The 19,277-nt window shown below is 72.5% G+C and carries 18 protein-coding genes and 1 pseudogene; 10 read left to right on the top strand and 9 right to left on the bottom strand.

Going from position 1 to position 19,277, the window contains the following annotated elements; translation table 11 throughout:
- Nucleotides 1-115: 115 nt before the first annotated feature.
- Together ACIBG4_RS29765 and ACIBG4_RS29760 are read right to left on the bottom strand one after the other, a co-directional pair.
- A complete protein-coding gene (locus tag ACIBG4_RS29765) occupies nucleotides 116-835 on the bottom strand; it encodes a DUF5941 domain-containing protein (protein WP_310710350.1) in 720 nt (239 codons plus the stop codon).
- Nucleotides 832-2,340: a CDP-alcohol phosphatidyltransferase family protein gene (locus tag ACIBG4_RS29760; protein WP_310710348.1), complete on the bottom strand. Its 1,509-nt coding sequence runs from the start codon at nucleotides 2,338-2,340 to the stop codon at nucleotides 832-834. Before ACIBG4_RS29760 ends, ACIBG4_RS29765 begins: the two co-directional genes overlap by 4 nt.
- 142 nt (nucleotides 2,341-2,482) lie before the next feature.
- Between ACIBG4_RS29760 and recO the strand changes: the two genes are divergently transcribed.
- From recO to tsaA, 3 genes are all read left to right on the top strand, one after another.
- On the top strand, nucleotides 2,483-3,217 hold the full coding sequence (gene recO, locus ACIBG4_RS29755; protein ID WP_355437961.1) for a DNA repair protein RecO: 735 nt from the start codon (nucleotides 2,483-2,485) through the stop codon (nucleotides 3,215-3,217).
- Nucleotides 3,214-3,987, top strand: coding sequence for an isoprenyl transferase (locus tag ACIBG4_RS29750; RefSeq protein ID WP_310710344.1), 774 nt, complete (start codon nucleotides 3,214-3,216; stop codon nucleotides 3,985-3,987). Before recO ends, ACIBG4_RS29750 begins: the two co-directional genes overlap by 4 nt.
- 61 nt (nucleotides 3,988-4,048) lie before the next feature.
- Entirely contained in the window at nucleotides 4,049-4,465 is a 417-nt protein-coding gene (gene tsaA / locus ACIBG4_RS29745; protein WP_397204628.1) for a tRNA (N6-threonylcarbamoyladenosine(37)-N6)-methyltransferase TrmO, read from the top strand.
- Between the two features lie 61 nt (nucleotides 4,466-4,526).
- Here tsaA and ACIBG4_RS29740 read toward each other — a convergent pair whose 3' ends face one another.
- Complete coding sequence (locus tag ACIBG4_RS29740) at nucleotides 4,527-5,075, bottom strand: CGNR zinc finger domain-containing protein (protein WP_310710339.1); 549 nt, start codon at nucleotides 5,073-5,075, stop codon at nucleotides 4,527-4,529.
- A 72-nt stretch (nucleotides 5,076-5,147) separates the two neighbouring features.
- Here ACIBG4_RS29740 and ACIBG4_RS29735 point away from each other — a divergent pair, with 72 nt between their 5' ends.
- A complete protein-coding gene (locus ACIBG4_RS29735; protein ID WP_397204627.1) occupies nucleotides 5,148-6,065 on the top strand; it encodes a DMT family transporter in 918 nt (305 codons plus the stop codon).
- On the opposite strand, the gene ACIBG4_RS29730 is transcribed toward ACIBG4_RS29735, so the two are convergent.
- Genes ACIBG4_RS29730 through ACIBG4_RS29715 form a run of 4 tightly spaced genes read right to left on the bottom strand, consistent with a single transcriptional unit; the run spans nucleotide 6,005 to nucleotide 9,037 of the window.
- Complete coding sequence (locus tag ACIBG4_RS29730) at nucleotides 6,005-6,394, bottom strand: Fur family transcriptional regulator (protein WP_397204626.1); 390 nt, start codon at nucleotides 6,392-6,394, stop codon at nucleotides 6,005-6,007. The two genes, ACIBG4_RS29735 and ACIBG4_RS29730, sit on opposite strands and share 61 nt — an antisense overlap.
- Nucleotides 6,391-7,260: a metal ABC transporter permease gene (locus ACIBG4_RS29725; protein ID WP_397204625.1), complete on the bottom strand. Its 870-nt coding sequence runs from the start codon at nucleotides 7,258-7,260 to the stop codon at nucleotides 6,391-6,393. Before ACIBG4_RS29725 ends, ACIBG4_RS29730 begins: the two co-directional genes overlap by 4 nt.
- Nucleotides 7,257-8,105: a metal ABC transporter ATP-binding protein gene (locus ACIBG4_RS29720; RefSeq protein ID WP_397204624.1), complete on the bottom strand. Its 849-nt coding sequence runs from the start codon at nucleotides 8,103-8,105 to the stop codon at nucleotides 7,257-7,259. Before ACIBG4_RS29720 ends, ACIBG4_RS29725 begins: the two co-directional genes overlap by 4 nt.
- A 2-nt stretch (nucleotides 8,106-8,107) precedes the next feature.
- A complete protein-coding gene (locus ACIBG4_RS29715) occupies nucleotides 8,108-9,037 on the bottom strand; it encodes a metal ABC transporter substrate-binding protein (RefSeq protein ID WP_397204623.1) in 930 nt (309 codons plus the stop codon).
- A 403-nt stretch (nucleotides 9,038-9,440) separates the two neighbouring features.
- Between ACIBG4_RS29715 and ACIBG4_RS29710 the strand changes: the two are divergent.
- A pseudogene (locus ACIBG4_RS29710) lies at nucleotides 9,441-9,653 on the top strand (aldehyde dehydrogenase); the annotation flags it as partial.
- A 48-nt stretch (nucleotides 9,654-9,701) separates the two neighbouring features.
- Here ACIBG4_RS29710 and ACIBG4_RS29705 read toward each other — a convergent pair.
- Nucleotides 9,702-10,118 carry a DUF6703 family protein gene (locus ACIBG4_RS29705; RefSeq protein ID WP_397204622.1) on the bottom strand — a complete coding sequence of 139 codons (417 nt, stop codon included), beginning with the start codon at nucleotides 10,116-10,118 and terminating at the stop codon, nucleotides 9,702-9,704.
- A 62-nt stretch (nucleotides 10,119-10,180) separates the two neighbouring features.
- Between ACIBG4_RS29705 and ACIBG4_RS29700 the strand changes: the two genes are divergently transcribed.
- From ACIBG4_RS29700 to ppdK, 3 genes are all read left to right on the top strand, one after another.
- Complete coding sequence (locus ACIBG4_RS29700; protein WP_355438014.1) at nucleotides 10,181-10,468, top strand: antibiotic biosynthesis monooxygenase; 288 nt, start codon at nucleotides 10,181-10,183, stop codon at nucleotides 10,466-10,468.
- A gap of 93 nt (nucleotides 10,469-10,561) precedes the next feature.
- Nucleotides 10,562-11,947 carry a glycine--tRNA ligase gene (locus ACIBG4_RS29695; RefSeq protein WP_397204621.1) on the top strand — a complete coding sequence of 462 codons (1,386 nt, stop codon included), beginning with the start codon at nucleotides 10,562-10,564 and terminating at the stop codon, nucleotides 11,945-11,947.
- A 589-nt stretch (nucleotides 11,948-12,536) separates the two neighbouring features.
- The gene (ppdK, locus tag ACIBG4_RS29690) at nucleotides 12,537-15,194 is read left to right on the top strand and encodes a pyruvate, phosphate dikinase (protein ID WP_397204620.1); all 2,658 of its coding nucleotides are present in this window, start codon (nucleotides 12,537-12,539) and stop codon (nucleotides 15,192-15,194) included.
- A gap of 49 nt (nucleotides 15,195-15,243) precedes the next feature.
- On the opposite strand, the gene ACIBG4_RS29685 is transcribed toward ppdK, so the two are convergent.
- Nucleotides 15,244-16,758 carry a M48 family metalloprotease gene (locus ACIBG4_RS29685; RefSeq protein ID WP_397204619.1) on the bottom strand — a complete coding sequence of 505 codons (1,515 nt, stop codon included), beginning with the start codon at nucleotides 16,756-16,758 and terminating at the stop codon, nucleotides 15,244-15,246.
- Nucleotides 16,759-16,839: 81 nt separating this feature from the next.
- Here ACIBG4_RS29685 and ACIBG4_RS29680 point away from each other — a divergent pair, with 81 nt between their 5' ends.
- The gene (locus ACIBG4_RS29680) at nucleotides 16,840-18,060 is read left to right on the top strand and encodes a deoxyguanosinetriphosphate triphosphohydrolase (protein WP_355438022.1); all 1,221 of its coding nucleotides are present in this window, start codon (nucleotides 16,840-16,842) and stop codon (nucleotides 18,058-18,060) included.
- Nucleotides 18,061-18,107: 47 nt separating this feature from the next.
- On the top strand, nucleotides 18,108-19,277 hold the full coding sequence (locus ACIBG4_RS29675; RefSeq protein ID WP_397204618.1) for an NAD(P)/FAD-dependent oxidoreductase: 1,170 nt from the start codon (nucleotides 18,108-18,110) through the stop codon (nucleotides 19,275-19,277).

The following is a 19,277-nucleotide window of genomic DNA, read 5'->3' as shown; positions in this document are numbered from 1 at the left end:
AAAATCCCGGGCCCGGGGGGACCGCGCCCGCCCCCGGGGGGGGGGTGCCCGGCACCCCCACGGCGGGGGGGGGGGCCCCCCCCCGGCCCCCGGCCTCGCCGGGAGTGGGTCGGGGCTAGGCCTTCTCGGCCTCGCCGGTGGCCGCCTCCAGGGCGTCCTCGGGCGACGCCTCCAGGTCCTGCTCGGCCTCGGCGCCCGCCTGGGCAGACGCCTTGTCCAGGCGCACCCAGCTCGTCACGCTCTCCACCGCGAACAGCACGAACAGGTACGCCGTCAGGAGGGCCAGCACCAGCGTCGCCCAGCCGAGCGCCGCGCCGACGCCGATGAGGAGCAGCCGCACCTCCCAGCCGAGGCCCGCGTAGAACACCCAGGCGGGCGGCCAGATGCTCTGCCGGGTGCGGTAGACGGTGTCGTAGGTGTGGTAGCCGACCACGTACACCAGCACGAACAGCAGCCACTTGGGCGCGTCGGCCGCCAGGCCCACCGCGATGATGGTGAGGAACTCGGCGCCGCGCAGCAGCGGCGGCGTGAGCCAGTCGAGGCGGCCCAGGTGGTTGCGCGGCGCGGTCGGCAGCACGAGCACCACGACGACCAGCACGGGCAGCAGCAGGATCGGCCCGGACGTCAGCAGGCCGGTCGCGGCGATGACGGCGACCGCCACCAGCGCCGCCAGCGTGGCGGGGACCGGGGGCAGGCCCTTGCCGAGGCGGCCGGACAGGGCGTGGACGAGGGGCCCGTCGTCGCGGTAGGCGAGCAGGCGGGCGGTCTGGATGCGGCGGCGTTCCTCGTCGGGGTCCGGCGTGGGGGTGGCGGCGGCCTGCGGATAGGTGATCATGCGAGCGACCTCATGAGGCGTCCGGTGAGGGTGTAGACGGCGGCGACGGTGCCCCAGATCACCAGCGTGAGGAAGGTGATGCGGGCGTCGAAGAGGGCGGCGGTGATCGCGATGGCCGCGAACCGCTCGCCGATGGGGAAGACGATCATCTTACGCGCCCAGTGGACGGCGCGGTACCGCCCGGCCTTGGACCACATCTTCAGCACGCCCCGGATGCCCGTGCTGCGCTCGATCCGGCGGCGCTCCAGCGCCTTGCGCAGGTCGCGGTCGTCGGGCGCGGTCAGCGGCAGCGTGGGCAGCTGGGCCGGCGGCTTGCGGCGGTTGGCGACGCCGTAGGAGAAGTCGAGCAGGTGGCGCACCGACTGCAGGCCGAGCGCCGCCAGGGCGAGGATCCAGATCTCCTCGCCGTTGCCCGACACGACCCAGCCGACCGCCAGGCCGGCGAAGACGACGTACTCCTTGAACCGGTCGAACGTCGCGTCGAGCCACGCGCCGAGCACGCCGAACTTGCGGGCGTAGCGGGCGACCTGCCCGTCGACGCAGTCGAAGACGAACGCGAAGTAGATGAGCACGCCGCCCAGCACCATCCACGGCCGGTCGCCGGTGGCGAAGCAGGCCGCCGCGAGCACGCCCAGCGTGATGGAGATGAGCGTCACCTGGTTGGGCGTCAGCCCGCGCCGGGCCGCCCAGCGGGCGATGAAGCGGGAGTAGGTGGAGACGAAGTACGTGGTGAAGAAGCCGTCGGCGCCCTTGACCGCGTTGTTGAGCCGGGCCCGGTCCTCGTCGAAGCCGGACATGTCGGCGACGGCCTCGGCCGCCTCCTCCTGGGTGGTCACGCGGCGGTAGAACAGGTCGCGCCGGCCGCGGACGCCGACCGACACGCCCTTGCGCACCAGGCCGAAGACCAGGAGCTGCACCAGGTCGTCGTCCTCGCCGAACAGGTGGGCCATGCCGGCCATCTCGCGGCACGCCTCGGCCAGGACGGGCGCGTTGCGGGTGCTCACGTGCAGCGGGCCGAGCATCACCGTGTTGGGCCGGGTCACCGCGTGGTGGGCGGTGCCGACGGAGACCACCCTCGACTTGCCGACGCGGGAGCGCACGGGCAGCCCCTCGAAGCGGCGCAGGCTGATCTCCGGCTCCGCCTCGTCGATCGGGACGGTCTCCTCCGCCGCCTCGTCGGTCGTCTCCGGCCGGGGCTCCTTGGCGATGAGGGCCAGCGCGCCGCGCTTGGTCTTGGTGATCTGGTAGATGAGCTCGTCGTGGATCAACGAGTCGGCGGGGAGGATGAGGAGGCTCTCCGTCGCGGACTCCGCGACGTCGGCCAGCGCGCGCAGGGCGGCGGCGACGTCGCCGGACTCGATGGTCGCCGGCCGCGGATCCAGGGACAGGATCTGGCTGCGCAGTCGCTCTGCCACGGTCGGGGCGCCGGGCAGGGCCGCGAGCCTCAGGCCGGTAGGAGCGGTGTCGGGGCCGGGCGAAGAGCCCAGCAGGACCACGCGGGTCATGACTCCCTTTCGAGGCAAGTTGCGGGGGGATGAACGTGAGATATTGCGGGGGACAGGCGTCTGAGTCTAATGAGAGTCGCGCAGAGTCGCGTCATCGACGCGGTCCCGTAACAGATAGAGCGTGCGGCCATAAGATGGGCGAGTGACCCTCTACCGTGACGAAGGCGTGGTTCTGCGTACGCAGAAGCTCGGCGAGGCCGACCGCATCGTCACCATCCTGGCCAAGCGCACGGGCAAGGTGCGCGCCGTCGCCAAGGGCGTGCGGCGCACCACCTCGCGCTTCGGCGCCCGGCTGGAGCCGTTCACGCACGTCGACCTGCAGCTCCACACGGGCCGCACGCTCGACGTCGTCACGCAGGCCGAGACGATCAGGCCGTACGGCGAGCCGCTGGCCGCCGACTACCCGCGCTACACCGCGGGCACGGCGATGCTGGAGACCGCTGACCGGCTGACCCACGGGGAGAAGGAGCCGGCGTTGCGCCAGTTCCTGCTGCTGGTGGGCGGGCTGCGCACGCTGGCGGAGGGCGGCCACGAGCCGCGCCTCGTGCTCGACGCCTACTTCCTGCGCTCCCTGGCCGTCGCCGGCTACGCGCCCGCGCTGGACGCGTGCGCCAAGTGCCAGGCCCCCGCGGTCAGGGCGTTCGCCATCGTGTCCGGCGGCGTGGTGTGCGGCGCCTGCCGGCCCGCGGGCGCGGCCGTCCCGGCGGGCGAGACGATCGGGCTCATGACGGCGCTGCTGCGCGGCGACTGGACGAAGGCGGACGCCTCGGAGCAGCGCCACCGCAGCGAGTGCAGCGGCCTGGTCGCCGCGTACCTGCAATGGCACCTCGAACACGGAATACGCTCTCTGCGACACGTCGAAAGGGAGCCAGTGTGAACGTCCGACCCCCGTCCCCGCACCCGTCCGGTGCCACGCCGCCGCCCATCCCCCGCGACCTGGTGCCGAGACACGTGGCCATCGTCATGGACGGCAACGGACGCTGGGCCAAGGCGCGCGGGCTGCCCCGCACCGAGGGCCACAAGGCCGGGGAGGCGTCGCTGTTCGACGTCATCGAGGGGGCGCTGGAGCTGGGCGTGCCCTACCTGAGCGCGTACGCCTTCTCCACCGAGAACTGGAAGCGCTCGCCCGACGAGGTGCGCTTCCTCATGGGCTTCAACCGCGACGTGATCCGCCGCCGCCGCGACGAGCTGCACGCCATGGGCGTGCGGGTGCGCTGGGCGGGCCGGCCGGGGCGGCTGTGGAAGAGCGTGATCTCCGAGCTCCAGACGGCCGAGGAGATGACCGAGCGCAACAGGAAGCTGACGCTGCAGTTCTGCGTCAACTACGGCGGGCAGGCCGAGATCGTGCAGGCGGCCGTCAAGCTGGCCGGCGACATCGCGGCGGGCCGGGTCAAGCCGTCCAAGGTGGACGAGAAGGTCTTCGCCCGCTACCTCGACGAGCCGGAGATCCCGGCGGTGGACCTGTTCGTCCGCTCGTCGGGGGAGCAGCGCTTCTCCAACTTCCTGCTGTGGCAGTCGGCCTACGCCGAGATGGTGTTCCTGGACCGGCTCTGGCCCGACTTCGACCGCCGCGACCTGTGGGAGGCGTGCGAGGTCTACGCCAAGCGCGACAGGCGCTACGGCGGGGCCGTCCCGAACCAGGTCTGAGCGAGCCAGGCGAGGGAAGGCGGCGGGAGTGAGCGACCGGGCCCCCTCACGGAGTGAGGCCATGAGCATGGACACGTACATGGTGGCGCCGATCGGCTGGGTCGAGTCGCCTCTGACCGACCGGGACCAGGCGCCGAAGCAGGGGGACGAGGGCTCACCCGAGGCGTGGCTGGTGTTCGAGGAGCGGGTGCGCGAGGGGCTGGCCGATCTGCGCCCGGGCGACGTAATCATCGTGCTGACCTGGCTGGACCGGGCCCGCCGCGACGTCCTGTCCGTCCATCCGCGCGGTGACGCGGGCAGGCCGCGGCAGGGCGTCTTCAGCACCCGCTCGCCGGACCGGCCGAACCCCGTGGGGCTGCACCGGGTGGGCGTCCTCGCCGTCGAGGGGACGCGGCTGCGGGTGCGCGACCTGGAGGCGCTGGACGGCACGCCCGTCCTGGACGTCAAGCCGGTGCTCGACCGCGACACCGAGCGCTAGCCGCTCTGCCCACCCCGGCGCCGGATCGGTCACAGGCCGGATCGGTCAGGCGCCGGATCGGTCAGGCGCGGCGGCGGGCGCGGTAGGCGGCGACGTGCATGCGGTTGCCGCAGGTGCGGCTGTCGCAGTAGACGCGCGAGCGGTTGCGCGACTCGTCGACGAAGACCCGGTCGCAGTCGGGCGCCGAGCAGGTGCGCAGCCGCTCCCACTCGCCCTCGACGAGCAGGTGGGCCAGCGCCACCCCGCAGTCGGCGGCCAGGTGCTCCGACAGCGTCGCGTCGGGCGCGAAGTAGTGGACGTGCAGCGCGTGGCCGTCGTGCTCGGTCAGCCGGGGCGTGATCCGCGTCTCGGACAGCAGCGCGTTGAGCTGGCGCACGGCGGAGGGCTGGTCGGGCGCCGTGAACACCCGGTGGAACGCCTCCCGCACCAGCCGCACCTGCCCGAGGTCGCGCGCCGTGAGCGTGGTGATGCCGCTGACCTGCCGTGCCTCGACGAACGCCTGGAGCGTGGGCAGGTCGGCCAGCCGGTCGTCGCCGCCGGTCGAGGGCGAGGTGTTGACCAGCTCGACGACCGTGGCCAGCGAGTAGACCATGTCATGGCCAAACGGCATGTTGACTCCTGTCTGGCGCCCATTCTAGCGTGGACGCAGCGTATCTCCAGTGAACGCGATCGGGGGCATCACGTGGGGTCACATCGCCGGATCGTGCTGGTCGCGATCGCCGGAGCGCTGATCATCTCCACCTCCGCCCCCCTCGTCCGGCTGGCCGACGTCGCCCCCGCCACCTCGGCGTTCTTCCGGTGCGCGTACGCCGTCCCGCCCATGGTGGTCCTGGCCTGGCTGGAACGCCGCAGGCTCGGCCCGCTCCCGCGCAGGGCGGTCGCCGTCGCGTGGGCCGCCGGCCTGCTGTTCGCCCTGGACCTGCTGTTCTGGCACCACGCCATCGCCTACGTGGGTGCCGGGCTGGCCACCGTGCTCGGCAACCTCCAGGTGTTCATCGTCGCGTTCGCCGCCTGGGCGCTCTTCCGCGAGCGGCCCTCGGGGCGGCTGATGGTCGCCTGCCCCGTGGTGTTCGCCGGGGTGGCGCTCATCTCGGGCGTCTTCGACAGCGCCGCCTACGGCTCCGACCCGGTGATGGGCGTGCTCGCCGGCGTGGCCACCTCGGTCTCGTACGCCGGGTTCCTGCTGCTGATGAAGGGCGCCTCCCAGCGGGCCGCCGGGCCGCTCGCGCACGCCACCGCCGTGGCCGCGGTCGTGATCGCAGCCCTGAGCCCCGTCTTCGGCGGCGCCGACCTCACCCCGTCCTGGCCCGCGCACGGCTGGCTGCTGGTGCTCGCGCTCGGGCCCCAGGTGCTCGGCTGGTCGCTCATCACGTACACGCTGCCGAAGCAGCCGGCCGCGCTCACGGCGCTGCTGCTGCTCGTGCAGCCCCTGACCACCGTGGCGCTGTCGGCGGCCACGCTCGGCGAGCGGCCCTCGCCCCTCCAGCTCGCCGGCTGCGCGGTGATCGTCCTCGGCGTCCTGTACGGCTCGCGCGGCGCTCAGCCGGCCCGGACGGAGGACGAGCAGGACGCGCAGGTGCCGAAGACCTCGACCGTGTGAGTGATCTCGGTGAAGCCGTGCTCGCTGCCGACCGTCTCGGCCCAGCGCTCCACGGCCGGGCCCGCGACCTCGACGGTGTGGCCGCACCGGCGGCAGACCAGGTGGTGGTGATGGTCGCCGCTGGCGCACGCGCGGTAGACCGACTCGCCGTCGTCGGTGCGCAGCACGTCGACGACGCCGCCGTCGGCCAGCGCCTGGAGGGCGCGGTAGACCGTGGTCAGACCGATCTTGGCGCCGTGCTGGCGCATCTCGGCGTAGACGTCCTGCGCGCTGCGGAACCCCTCGCTCCGGCGAAGGGTGTCGCGCACGGCATCGCGTCTCGTGCTCATACAGCCTCCCTGACAGGCGTGGGATCCTCTTGTACGCCCGGCTCCCGGACACGGCCCCGGCGTACGAATCTACCGACACCGAGGGCCAGGACGAAGCCGCCGAGCGCGAGAAGGACGATCGCGGCGCCGGGCGGCACCCGGCTCGACAGCGAGGAGGCCAGCAGGCCGCCCACCGCGGCCACCACGCCGATCACCATGGCCAGCGCCATCGTCGAGCGGAAGCCCCTGGTGAGCTGCTGGCTGGTGGCCACCGGGATCACCATCAGCGCGCTGACGAGCAGCAGGCCCACCACGCGCATGGCGATGACCACCGTGAGCGCGGCCGTGACCGCGATCAGCAGGCTGAGGAAGCGGACCGGCAGGCCGTTCGCCCGGGCCATCTCCTCGTCCTGGCACAGCACGAACAGCTCCCTGCCGAAGATCGCCACCACCGCGATCACCGCCACGGCCAGCGCGCCGATGATCCAGATGTCCTGGGGCGTGACGCTGGCGATGGCGCCGAACAGATAGGAGGTGAGCTTGGCGTTGCTGCCGCCCGGAGCGATGCCCATGAGCATGACGCCGCCCGCGATGCCGCCGTAGAACAGCAGCGCCAGCGCGACGTCGCCGCTCGTCCGGCCGCGCGCCCGGACCAGCTCGATCGCCACGGCGCCCGCGACGGACACGACGACGGCGGTCAGCACCGGCTCGGCGCCGGTCAGGAACCCGAGCGCCACGCCGGTCAGCGCCACGTGCCCGATGCCGTCGCCGAGCAGCGACAGGCGCCGCTGCACGATGAACGTGCCGACGGCGGGCGCGCACAGCCCCACCAGCAGCGCCGCGATCAGCGCCAGCCGGAAGAAGTCCGTCTGCAGCAGCTCGATCATGCCTCTCCCTGCCAGCTCGTCAGCGGCCCGGCGCACGCGCCGCGCCCGAGGACCTCGGCCGCGGCGCGCTCGTCCGGCGCGTGCGGATGGACGTGCTCGTGGCCGGGCCGGGCGCACTCGCCCTCCGGCCGGGGCGGCGCGCCGTCGTGGACGACGAGGCCGTCGCGCACCACGACGCCCCGGGTGATCAGCGGCTCCAGCGGGCCCAGCTCGTGCGCGACCAGCACGATCGTCCGGCCCTGCAGCGCCAGCGAGGCGAGCGTGTCGGCCAGCAGGCGCTGCGTCTCGGCGTCGACGCCGGCCGTGGGCTCGTCCATGACGTACGTGTCCGGTTCGCCGGCCAGCGCGCGGGCGATCAGCACCCGCTGCTGCTGGCCGCCGGACAGCTCCTGCACCGGGTCGCCGGCCCGCGACGACAGGCCCACGGCCTCCAGCGCGTCCGTCACCGCGGCCCGGTCCGCCGGGCTCGTACGGCGCAGCCGGCGCTGCCGCGCGATCCGGCCCGAGGCCACCACCTCGCGGACCGTGGCGGGCACGCCGCCGCCCACCTGGAGCCGCTGGGGCACGTAGCCGATGCGCCACCAGTCGCGGAACCGCGCGGGCTGCCGGCCGTACAGGAGGGTCTGGCCGCCGGAGAGCGGGATCAGGCCGAGCAGGGCCCGCACCAGCGTCGACTTGCCGGAGCCGTTGGTGCCCATGACCGCGACCACCTCGCCGGGGCGGACCGTGAGATCGACGCCGCGCAGGATGGGCCGCCGGTCGAGGGTGACCCGCCCGCCGGTCATCGAGAAGGCGCTCTCGTCCGCGGCGTCCGAGGTACGGGCGGTCTGCGTGATCTGGCTCATGGTCATGCTCCACATCCCAGTGCCGTGCGCAGGGTGGTGAGGTTGCCCCGCATCGCGGACAGGTAGTCGCCTGACGGCTTGCTCTCCAGCGGGTCGAGCACGGCGGTCCTCGCGCCCACCTCGTCGGCCAGCACCTGCGCGACCTTGGGGTTGGCCAGCGACTCGGTGAAGATCGTGGTCACCTTCTCGTCCTTGGCCAGCTTGGCGACCTCGGCCAGGCGGGCGGGGGAGGGCTCGGCGTCGGGGTCGAGCGTGATGCCGACCTGCTTGAGGTGGTAGCGGTCGGAGAGGTAGCCGAACGCCTCGTGGGCGGTCACCAGGCTACGGGTTCGGCAGGTCGTCAGGCCCTGGGCGAACTCCTTGTCCAGCGTTCCGAGCGAGGCGGCCGTCGCGGCGGCGCGGTCCTTGTAGCCCTGGGCGTGCGCCGGGTCGGCCGCCGCGAGCCGCTCGCCGAGCTTCACGGCGACCGTGGCCAGGCGCGAGGGGTCGAGCCAGAGGTGCGGGTCGTAGGAGACCTCGTGGTCGTGTCCCTCCTCGCCGGCCTCCGCGCCGTGGTCGCCGGCGGGGAGCGTGGTGACCGCGGTGGCCGCGTCGAACGCGCGCTCCGGGTCCACGGCGTCGTCCACGGCGGGCTGCACACCCTTGATGTAGACGGTCAGCGTGGCCTCGCCCAGCTCCGCCATCTGGTGGGCGCCCAGCTCCAGGTCGTGCGGCTCGACGCCGGGGGCGGTCAGCACGCTCACGGCGGCGTCGGGGCCGCCCACCTGCTGGCTGAGCCACTGGAGGGGGTAGAAGGCCGCGACCACGGCGGGCTTGCCGCCGCCCGCCGCGGAGCCGGTCTCCGCAGAGCCGGCTCCGCACGCGGTGGCGGTGAGGAGGGTGGCTCCGGCCAGCAGACCGACAGCGTACGACCGGGACAATCCTGACATCATGCGAGCCAGTATGCGCCAAAATGAAAATGGTTGTCAAAATCCCCCCGCGAGGGAGCGCCGTCGCCTGGACTGAGGAGCGTAGGGAGCGGAGCGACTGGAGTGACGAGGGAAGGCGGCGGGTGTGAGCGACCGAGCCGCCTCCGCGGAGCGGGGGCGATGAGCAGGGAGCGCCGTCGCCTGGACTGAGGAGCGTAGGGAGCGGAGCGACTGGAGTGACGAGGGAAGGCGGCGGGTGTGAGCGACCGAGCCGCCTCCGCGGAGCGGGGGCGATGAGCAGGGAGCGCCGTCGCCTGGACTGAGGAACGTAGGGAGCGGAGTGTGTTCGTCCCCGGCGCTCCAGCGGGCGACCGTGCGCACCGCCTCCAGCGCCGCCTTGCCGCAGAGTCCGCAGGAGGATGAGGAGACCTTCCACCGCCTGGCGCCGGAGGTGCGGGCGTTCAAGGTGGGGCACAACCGGCCGCGCTCGCGGGGCGACCGGGAGGAGCTGTTCGGCGGGCTCGGGGCGTCGTGGCGCGGCGCGTTCGTCGGCGGCGAGCTGCTGGTGCGGACCGCCACCATCGGCGCGGACGGCGAACGCCTGCCGGGCAACCTCCCGCACTGCACGCTGCTGCCGTAGGGACGCGCCACCTGCCGCCGCCCTGGGAAAGCCGTTCCCGGGAGCTCGTCAGAACGCGCCGAAGCGGGTCGCCGCCAGGAGCACGAGGAAGGTCAGCGTGGCGACCCGCAGCAGCTTCCCGCCCACCCCCAGCGACGGCCACGACAGGTACGCCAGCCAGCCGACGAAGGCGATCACCGGCACGACGGCCACGCCGCCCAGCGGATTGGCCACCGCGAACCCGGCCAGCAGCAGGATCACCAGCGCGGCGGGCGCCACCCATCGGGGGACCTGCGTGAACAGGAACGTCATCGGGACCGCGCTACGCGCCTCGACCGCCTGGCGCAGGCCGGTCGCGCCCGGCGTGAAGAACCCCTCGCCCGGCGGCAACGGCCGTCTCACCTTGCCCGTCATGCCGCCCGCCCCCTTGCCCGCGCCTGCGCCCTTGCCGTGCCCTCTGCCGTGCCCTCTGCCGTTGGTGGCCACGGGCCGAGCCTAGCGCCGCGGGAACGGCGCGGGCCCGGGAGATCCTCTGACATCCTGGGTGCGTGCTCGCCGTCATCCGTTACACCGTTCCCGAGTCCCAGTCCCAGGACTTCATCAAGCAGGGGCACGCCATCCTCGACACCCTCGCCGGCCAGCCCGGCTACGTGCGGGGCAGGCTGGCCCGCTCCGTCGACGAGCCCAACCTGTGGGCCCTGGTCAGCGAGTGGGAGGGGGCCGGTTTCTACCGCCGTGCCCTGTCGGCCGCCAGAATGGCGATGTATCCACTGATGATCCTCATGGTCCACGAACCGAGCGCGTTCGAGGACGTTTACCTACAAGACCGGGCGTAGCAACTACTCCCGCGCGAGGGGCCCGCCACGTCCCCTAAGCTGGGAGCTCATCCATCCCCTCGCCGACCTCCAGCCGGAAAGAGACCCAACCACATGGCACGCCGTACAGACGTCATGGACACCATCGTCAGCCTCGCCAAGCGCCGCGGGCTCGTCTACCCGTCGAGCGAGATCTACGGCGGTCTGCGTGCGTCGTGGGACTACGGGCCCCTGGGCGTCGAGCTCAAGAACAACGTCAAGCGCCAGTGGTGGCAGTCGATGGTCCAGGCGCGCGACGACGTGGTCGGCCTCGACTCCTGCGTCATCCTGGCTCGCGAGGTCTGGCAGGCCAGCGGTCACGTCGAGACCTTCACCGACCCGCTCACCGAGTGCCAGTCCTGCCACAAGCGCTTCCGCGCCGACCACCTCCTCGAGGCGTACGAGGAGAAGAACGGCCGCGCCCCCGAGCACGGCCTGGCCGACATCACCTGCCCCAACTGCGGCAACAAGGGCGCCTTCACCGACCCGCGGCAGTTCAGCGGTCTGCTGAAGACCTACCTCGGCCCGGTCGAGGACGAGTCGGGCCTGGCCTACCTGCGCCCCGAGACCGCGCAGGGCATCTTCATCAACTACCTCAACGTGCAGCAGTCGGCGCGCAGGAAGATCCCGTTCGGCATCGGCCAGATCGGCAAGTCGTTCCGCAACGAGATCACCCCGGGCAACTTCATCTTCCGCACCCGCGAGTTCGAGCAGATGGAGATGGAGTTCTTCGTCAAGCCCGGCACCGACGAGGAGTGGCACCAGTACTGGATCGACGAGCGCTTCCGCTGGTACTCCGACCTGGGCATCAACAAGGACAACCTCCGGCTCTTCGAGCACCCGAAGGACAAGCTGTCCCACTACGCCAAGCGCACCGTCGACGTCGAGTACCGCTTCAACTTCGCCGGCTCGGAGTGGGGCGAGCTGGAGGGCATCGCCAACCGCACCGACTTCGACCTGACCGCCCACTCCAAGGCGTCCGGCGTCGACCTAAGCTTCTTCGAGCAGGACACCGGTGAGCGCTACGTCCCGTACGTGATCGAGCCGGCCGCCGGCGTCGACCGGGCGACCCTCACCTTCCTGCTCGACGCCTACACCGAGGACGAGGCGCCCAACGCCAAGGGCGTCATGGAGAAGCGCACGGTCATGCGCCTCGACCACCGGCTCGCCCCGGTCAAGGTCGCGGTGCTGCCGCTGTCGCGCAACGCCGACCTGTCGCCCAAGGCCCGCGACCTGGCCGCCCAGCTCCGCCGCCGGTGGAACGTCGAGTTCGACGACGCGGGCGCGATCGGCCGCCGCTACCGCCGCCAGGACGAGATCGGCACGCCGTTCTGCATCACCGTCGACTTCGACACCCTGGAGGACCAGGCGGTGACGATCCGGGAGCGCGACACGATGGCCCAGGAGCGCATCAGCCTCGACCAGGTCCAGTCCTACCTGCGCCAGCACCTCAACGACTGACGCGCACGGCAGCACGACGACACGACAGCACGACCGTACGACGACACACCGTACGACGACACACCGTACGACGACACCGTACGACGACACGGCACGACACGACGGCCGGGCGGCTCCCCACGAGCCCCCGGCCGTCGCCGTCCCGGCCCACGGCAGGAGCCGCGCCCGGCCCGCCGAGGGGCCCGCGCCCGGCCCGCCGAGGGGCCCGCGCCCGGCCCGCTGAAGGGCCGCTGTTCACTGACGGGCCCGTGACGTTCATCCGTGCGCTCGGCGGTCGCGGCGCCACGGCACGGTGAGCGCGCGCACCGGCGCGTGGACCCTCCCGGCGGCCCGCTCGTGGAACAGCGTGAGGAGCGCGGCCATGAGCCCCTCCCACAGAGGATCACCTGATTCTGCGCAGGCCCCCGGTCTTTCCCAAGAATTGGTGTAAACCACTGGTATAAACCAATTTCCCGATCAACGGAATATTAATTGGATTAGACCGGTGACACCCCTCCCATCAGGGGAAACGATGACTTAACCGATGAGTGCGGTTTCTTCATCATTCTCGCCGGTAGAGTCCCCGGCAGAGGCGTTGATTGGAGCTGTGGTGGCCAAGTACGTTTACGACTTCACCGAGGGCAACAGAAATCTCAAGGACCTTCTCGGCGGCAAGGGAGCGAACCTCGCCGAGATGACGAATCTGGGGCTGCCCGTCCCTCCCGGATTCACGATCACCACGGAGGCATGCCGGTACTACCTCGCCGAGGGCACGGTGCCCGACGGCCTCCAGGAGGAGGTCGAGCGGCACCTGGACGAGCTGGAGCAGGCCATGGGCAGGAAGCTCGGCCAGACCGACGACCCGCTGCTCGTCAGCGTCCGCTCCGGCGCCAAGTTCTCCATGCCCGGCATGATGGAGACCGTCCTCAACATCGGCCTCAACGACGAGTCCGTCCACGGCCTGGCCAAGCAGGCCGGCGGCAACGAACGCTTCGCCTGGGACTCCTACCGGCGGCTCATCCAGATGTTCGGCAAGACCGTGCTCGACATCGACGGCGCGCACTTCGAGGGGGCTCTCGACCGGCTCAAGGGCGACCGGGAGGACACCGACCTCGACGCCGGCGAGTTGCAGGGCCTCGTCGAGACGTTCAAGGGCATCGTCCACGAGCAGGCGGGCCGCGAGTTCCCCGCCGACCCCCGCGAGCAGATGCGCCTGGCCGTCAGGGCCGTCTTCGACTCATGGAACGCCCCCCGCGCCATCCTGTACCGCCGGCAGGAGCGCATCCCCGCCGACCTCGGCACCGCGGTCAACATCGTGGCCATGGTCTTCGGCAACTGCGGCAACGACTCCGGCACCGGCGTCGCCTTCACCCGCGACCCCGGCTCCGGCCAGCAGGGCGTCTACGGCGACTACCTGCAGAACGCGCAGGGCGAGGACGTTGTCGCCGGCATCCGCAACACGATCCCGCTGCAGGACCTGGAGCGCCTCGACAAGCGCTGCTACGACGAGCTGCTGGAGATCATGGCCACGCTCGAGAACCACTACCGGGACCTGTGCGACATCGAGTTCACCATCGAGCGCGGCAAGCTGTGGATGCTGCAGACCCGGGTCGGCAAGCGCACCGCCGCCGCCGCGTTCTGCATCGCCACCCAGCTCGTGGACCAGGGCCTGATCTCGATCGACGAGGCCGTCACCCGCGTCACCGGTGACCAGCTCGCCAAGCTCATGTTCCCGCGCTTCGACGCCGACGCCGCCAAGTCGCGCATCGCCAAGGGCATGAACGCCTCGCCCGGCGCGGCCGTCGGCAAGGCCGTCTTCTCCTCCGAGCGCGCCGTCGAGCTGGCCGGGCAGGGCGAGGACGTCATCCTCGTACGCCGCGAGACCAACCCCGACGACCTGTCCGGCATGATCGCCGCCCGGGGCATCCTCACCAGCCGGGGCGGCAAGACCTCGCACGCGGCCGTCGTCGCCCGCGGCATGGGCAAGACCTGCGTCTGCGGGGCCGAGGAGCTGGAGGTGTCGATCGAGGAGCGGCGGTTCGCCGCGCCCGGCGGCGTAACCGTCTCGGAGGGCGACGTCATCTCCATCGACGGCACGACCGGCGAGGTGTTCGTCGGGGAGGTGCCGGTGGTGGACTCGCCGGTGGTCGAGTACTTCGAGGGCAAGGAGGCCGTACGCGAGGACGACTCGCTGGTGCGGGCCGTGGACCGGATCATGCGGCACGCCGACGAGAAGCGCCGCCTCGGCGTGCGGGCCAACGCCGACACCCCCGAGGACGCGGCCAGGGCCCGCCGGTTCGGCGCCCAGGGCATCGGCCTGTGCCGCACCGAGCACATGTTCCTCGGCGAGCGGCGCCGGCTGGTCGAGGACCTCGTGCTCGCCTCCGGCGAGGAGGAGCGGCAGGCGGCGCTCGACGCGCTGGAGCCGTTGCAGCGCGCCGACTTCGCCGGCATCTTCCGGGCCATGGACGGCCTGCCGGTCACCATCCGCCTCATCGACCCGCCGCTGCACGAGTTCCTGCCCGACCTCACCGACCTGTCGGTCCGCGTGGCGCTCGCCGACGCGGGCGCGGGCGAGGCGTCGGACAAGGACCGCGCGCTGCTGACCGCCGTCAAGCGGCTGCACGAGCAGAACCCCATGCTGGGCCTGCGCGGCGTACGGCTCGGCCTGGTGATCCCCGGCCTGTTCGCCATGCAGGTACGGGCCATCGCTCAGGCCGCCGAGGAGGTGCCCGGAGCCCGGCCGGAGATCATGATCCCGCTCGTGGCCGCCGTGCAGGAGCTGGAGGCGGTCCGCGAGGAGGCGGCCGGCATCCTGGCCGAGGCCGGGGTGGACGCCCTCATCGGCACGATGATCGAGACGCCGCGGGCGGCGCTGACGGCCGGCCAGGTGGCCGAGGCCGCGCAGTTCTTCTCCTTCGGCACCAACGACCTGACGCAGATGACGTGGGGCTTCTCCCGCGACGACGTGGAGGCGGCGTTCTTCTCGCGCTACCTGGAGCTCGGCATGTTCGGCGTCTCCCCGTTCGAGACGCTGGACCGCGACGGGGTCGGCCGCCTGGTGCGGCTCGCCGCCGACGAGGGCCGCGCGGCCCGGCCGGGGCTCAAGCTCGGCATCTGCGGCGAGCACGGCGGTGACCCCGACTCGGTGCACTTCTGCCACGAGGCCGGGCTCGACTACGTGTCCTGCTCGCCGTTCCGCATCCCGGTCGCCCGCCTGGAGGCCGGGCGGGCCGCGCTCAGCCAGAACGACTCCGACACCCGCTGACGCGAGGCGGCCCGGGCAGAACCGCGCCCGGGCCGGTCAGGCGGGCCGGTCAGGCGGGCAGGCCCGGCGCCGGCGCGGGCCGGTCCTCGTCGGGGACCGGCACGTAGTCGTGGCGCACCCCGTGGTCGCCCAGCCACTTGCGCAGCCCGGCCACGGCCGGCGGGTTGGCGGCCACCTGGGCCGCGTACTCGGCCAGCGCCACCTCCTCGCCGTCGTCGTACAGCAGCCGCGCCGGGCCCGACCAGGACAGCGTCCACCGGGCCTGGCCGTGCTCGATGAGCACGCCTTCCAGCGCCTGTCCGAGCACCCCGGCGAGCATCGTGGGGGAGGGGCTCCAGCCCAGCTCCGCCAGCCGCACCGCCAGCTCCTCCTGCCGGCCCCGGGCGATGGCCTCGAACGCCGCGTCCAGGTACGGCCGGCCCGCCCCCACCACGCGCTGGCCCGCCACGGCCAGGTCGTGCAGCGCCTCGGCGTTGCGGGCGGCGAACATGCCGCGCTCCACGACCTCCTCCCACGAGGCCGGCCGCAGCGTCGTCAGCGCCTCCGGGGTCCACATCGACTGCTCCACCGCGTGCGCCGCCACGCCCGCGTCGCGCAGCAGCGTGAGCGCCGAGCGGGGGTCGGGCACGTGCGGCGGCTCGGGCAGCCGCTCGATCGCGGCCAGCCGATCCGCCAGGCTCGGGTGCGAGTCGTACGGCGAGGTCTCCTCCGGCCGCCCGGCGAGCCCGGCGACCTCCGCCTGCCGCGCCGGGTCGCTCATGAGCGCGTGGAAGCCGTTGAAAACGGACGCCGGGCGCAGGCCGCCCGCGCCCGTCAGCGACAGGTAGGTCTGCGCGTAGACGTCCCAGGCGGCGGCCGTGCCGTGGATCTTGCGCAGCGCCTCGGACATGGCCGGCCGGCCGCCGATCGCCACGGCCATCTCGTCGGCCTCCAGCTCCTGCCGCCGGGAGATGCCCTGGGAGATCCTCAGGTAGAGCTTCGCGTACGCGGTGAACAGCCGCTGGATCAGCGGGTGGCCGTTCAGCCCCTGCACGGTGGCGATGAGCGACACCCTGCCGCGGTAGATCGGCGCGCCGAGGCGGGTGTGGGCGCCGCTGTAGTGGCCCAGCTCGTGCCCGAGCACGGCCCGCATCTCGTCGACGGTCAGCGTCTGCAGCAGCGGCAGGCCGATGAACATGCGCCGCCTGACCGCCCTCAGGCCGAGGAAGCGGGTGTCCTCGGACACGGCCGCGTTCACCTCGGGCACCAGGCGGATCTCGGCGGGCGGGGCCGTGCGCACCCGCTGGGCCAGGTCCTCGACCGTCTGCCAGAGCACCGGCTCCTGCTCGCGGGTCACCGAGACGCCCGGCTCCTCGCCGCCCTTCAGCCGGCTGACCATGATGAGGGCGCGGACGAGCGCCCCGGCGGCCAGGGTCAGGACGATCGCCGCCTTCAACGTGTTGGCGTGGAAGTCGACGATGAGCATCACGTCGAGGAGCACGGCAGCCCCGACGATCAAACCGACCAGCACGTAGAACCCTGCGAGCAGGGTGAAGGCCAGCACGGCACGGAACGCAGTGGTCATGGGGGAGGGCTCCCGGGGAAGGGGGTTCTCGCGAAACTTGACACTAGCGGAGTCCGGAAAGTGGATAAAATCACTGCACTTATGACCCGCTACGACGACCACGACCAGGCACGCTGGGTGCCCGAGCCGCCCGGCAACCCCGAGCGTGGCTCGTTCGAGCGCGACCGGGCCAGGGTCCTGCACAGCTCCGCGCTGCGCCGCCTGGCCGCGAAGACCCAGGTGGTGGGGCCGTTCGAGGTCGTCGGCGCCGGTCAGCACATCCCGCGCACGCGCCTGACCCATTCGCTGGAGTGCGGGCAGGTCGGCAGGGAGATGGGCGCCGTCCTCGGCGTCGACCCCGACCTGGTCGAGACCGCCTGCCTGGCCCACGACCTCGGGCACCCGCCGTTCGGCCACAACGGCGAGGTCGCGCTCAACGAGCTGGCCGCCGGCTGCGGCGGCTTCGAGGGCAACGCACAGAGCCTGCGGCTGCTCACCCGTCTCGAAGCCAAGGTCCTCACCGAGGACGGCCGCAGCGCCGGTCTCAACCTCACCAGGGCCGCCCTGGACGCCGCCACCAAGTACCCGTGGCCCCGTGAGGTGTCGCCGAAGTTCGGCGTCTACGACGACGACATGCCCGTGTTCGAGTGGATCAGGGACGGCGCGCCGCCCGGCCGGGTCAGCTTCGAGGCGCAGATCATGGACTGGGCCGACGACGTCGCCTACTCCGTCCACGACCTGGAGGACGCGCTGCACTCCGGTCACGTCACCCCCGAGGCGCTGCGCTCGCCCGAGGAGCGCCGGCAGGTGTGCGAGCTGGCCCGCGCCTGGTACGCCCCCGACGCCGACTGCGCCGAGCTGGAGGAGGCGTTCGGCCGCCTGATCGCCGACCCGCTCTGGCCGCGCGGCTTCGCCGCCACCTTCGCCGACCTGGCCGGGCTCAAGGCCCTCACGAGCGGCCTCATCGGCAGGTTCTGCCGCTCCGCGCAGACCGCCACCAAGGAGGCGTACGGCATGCGCCACCGGGTGGACCTCATCGTGCCCCGCTCCACCCAACTGGAGTGCGCCGTGCTCAAGGGCGTCACCGCCCACTACGTGATGACCACCGAGGACCACCACGCCAACCAGGCCAGGCAGCGCGAGCTCATCGCCGAGCTGGCCGCGCTCATCACGCTCGGCGCGCCGAACACCCTGGAGCCCGCCTTCCGGGCCTCCTTCCTCGCCGCGTCCGGCGACGCCGCCCGCACCCGCGTGGTGATCGACCAGATCGCCTCGCTCACCGACACCGCCGCCGTCGCCTGGCACCGGCGCCTGTCCGGCTGACCGCGTTTCCCTTCCGGGATCACGGCCGGGGGGCGGATACTGCGGCCATGGCCACATATCTGATCGTCGGCGCCGGCCTCGCGGGGGCGAAGGCCGCGCAGACGTTGCGCGAGGAGGGCTTCGACGGCGACATCGTCCTCGTCGGAGCCGAGAACGAGCGCCCCTACGAGCGCCCGCCCCTGTCCAAGGACTATCTCCAGGGCAAGAGCGAGCGGGAGAAGATCTACGTCCATCCCCAGGACTGGTACGCCGACAACGGGGTCGAGCTCCTGCTCGGCACCCCGGTCACCCGGATCGAGCCCGCCGACCACGCCGTCACGCTCGCCGGCGGCTCCCGCAGGCCGTACGACAAGCTGCTGCTTGCGACCGGTGCGACGCCGAAGCGGCTGCCCGGCCCCGCCGTCTACCTGCGCACCGCCGGGGACAGCGACGCTCTCAAGCGGCGCCTCGCCGAGATCGGCGGCGGCGCCGGCCGGGTCGTCGTCGTGGGCGCCGGCTGGATCGGCCTGGAGACCGCCGCCGCGGCCCGCCTGGCCGGCTGCGAGGTCACCGTGGTGGAGCCGGAGCCCACGCCGCTGCACCGCGTGCTCGGGCCGGAGCTGGGCGAGGTGTTCGCCGGGCTGCACCGCCGCAACGGCGTCGACCTGCGCCTCGGCACGGGCGCCGCGGAGATCACCGAGGAGGGCGTGCGCCTCACCACCGGCGAGCGGCTGGCCGCCGATCTCGTGGTGGCGGGCATCGGCGTCGCCCCCGAGGTGGGGCTCGCCCGCGAGGCCGGGCTGGAGGTCGGCCGCGGCGTCCTCACCGACGCCTCGCTGCGCACCTCCCACCCCGACGTGTACGCCGCCGGGGACGTCGCGGAGCCGTTCAACCCCCTGTACGGCCGGCGGCTGCACGTGGAGCACTGGGCCAACGCGCTCAACGGCGGCCCCGCCGCCGCCCGCGCCATGCTCGGCCAGGAGGTCGTCTACGACCGCGTGCCGTACTTCTTCACCGACCAGTTCGACCTCGGCATGGAGTTCTCCGGCGACACCACGGGCTACGACGAGGTCGTCCACAGCGGGTCCGTGGACGACCTGGAGTTCGTCGCGTACTGGCTGCGCGAGGGGCGCGTGGTGGCCGGCATGAACGTCAACGTCTGGGACGTCGTGGGCGGCATCCAGGACCGCATCCGCTCCGGCGACGTCGTCGACCCCAAGGAGCTCACCTCGGACTGA

The sequence above is a fragment of the Nonomuraea sp. NPDC050383 genome, assembly GCF_044459125.1.
GTDB lineage: Bacteria > Actinomycetota > Actinomycetes > Streptosporangiales > Streptosporangiaceae > Nonomuraea.
This window is presented reverse-complemented; position numbering and strand designations above follow the sequence as displayed.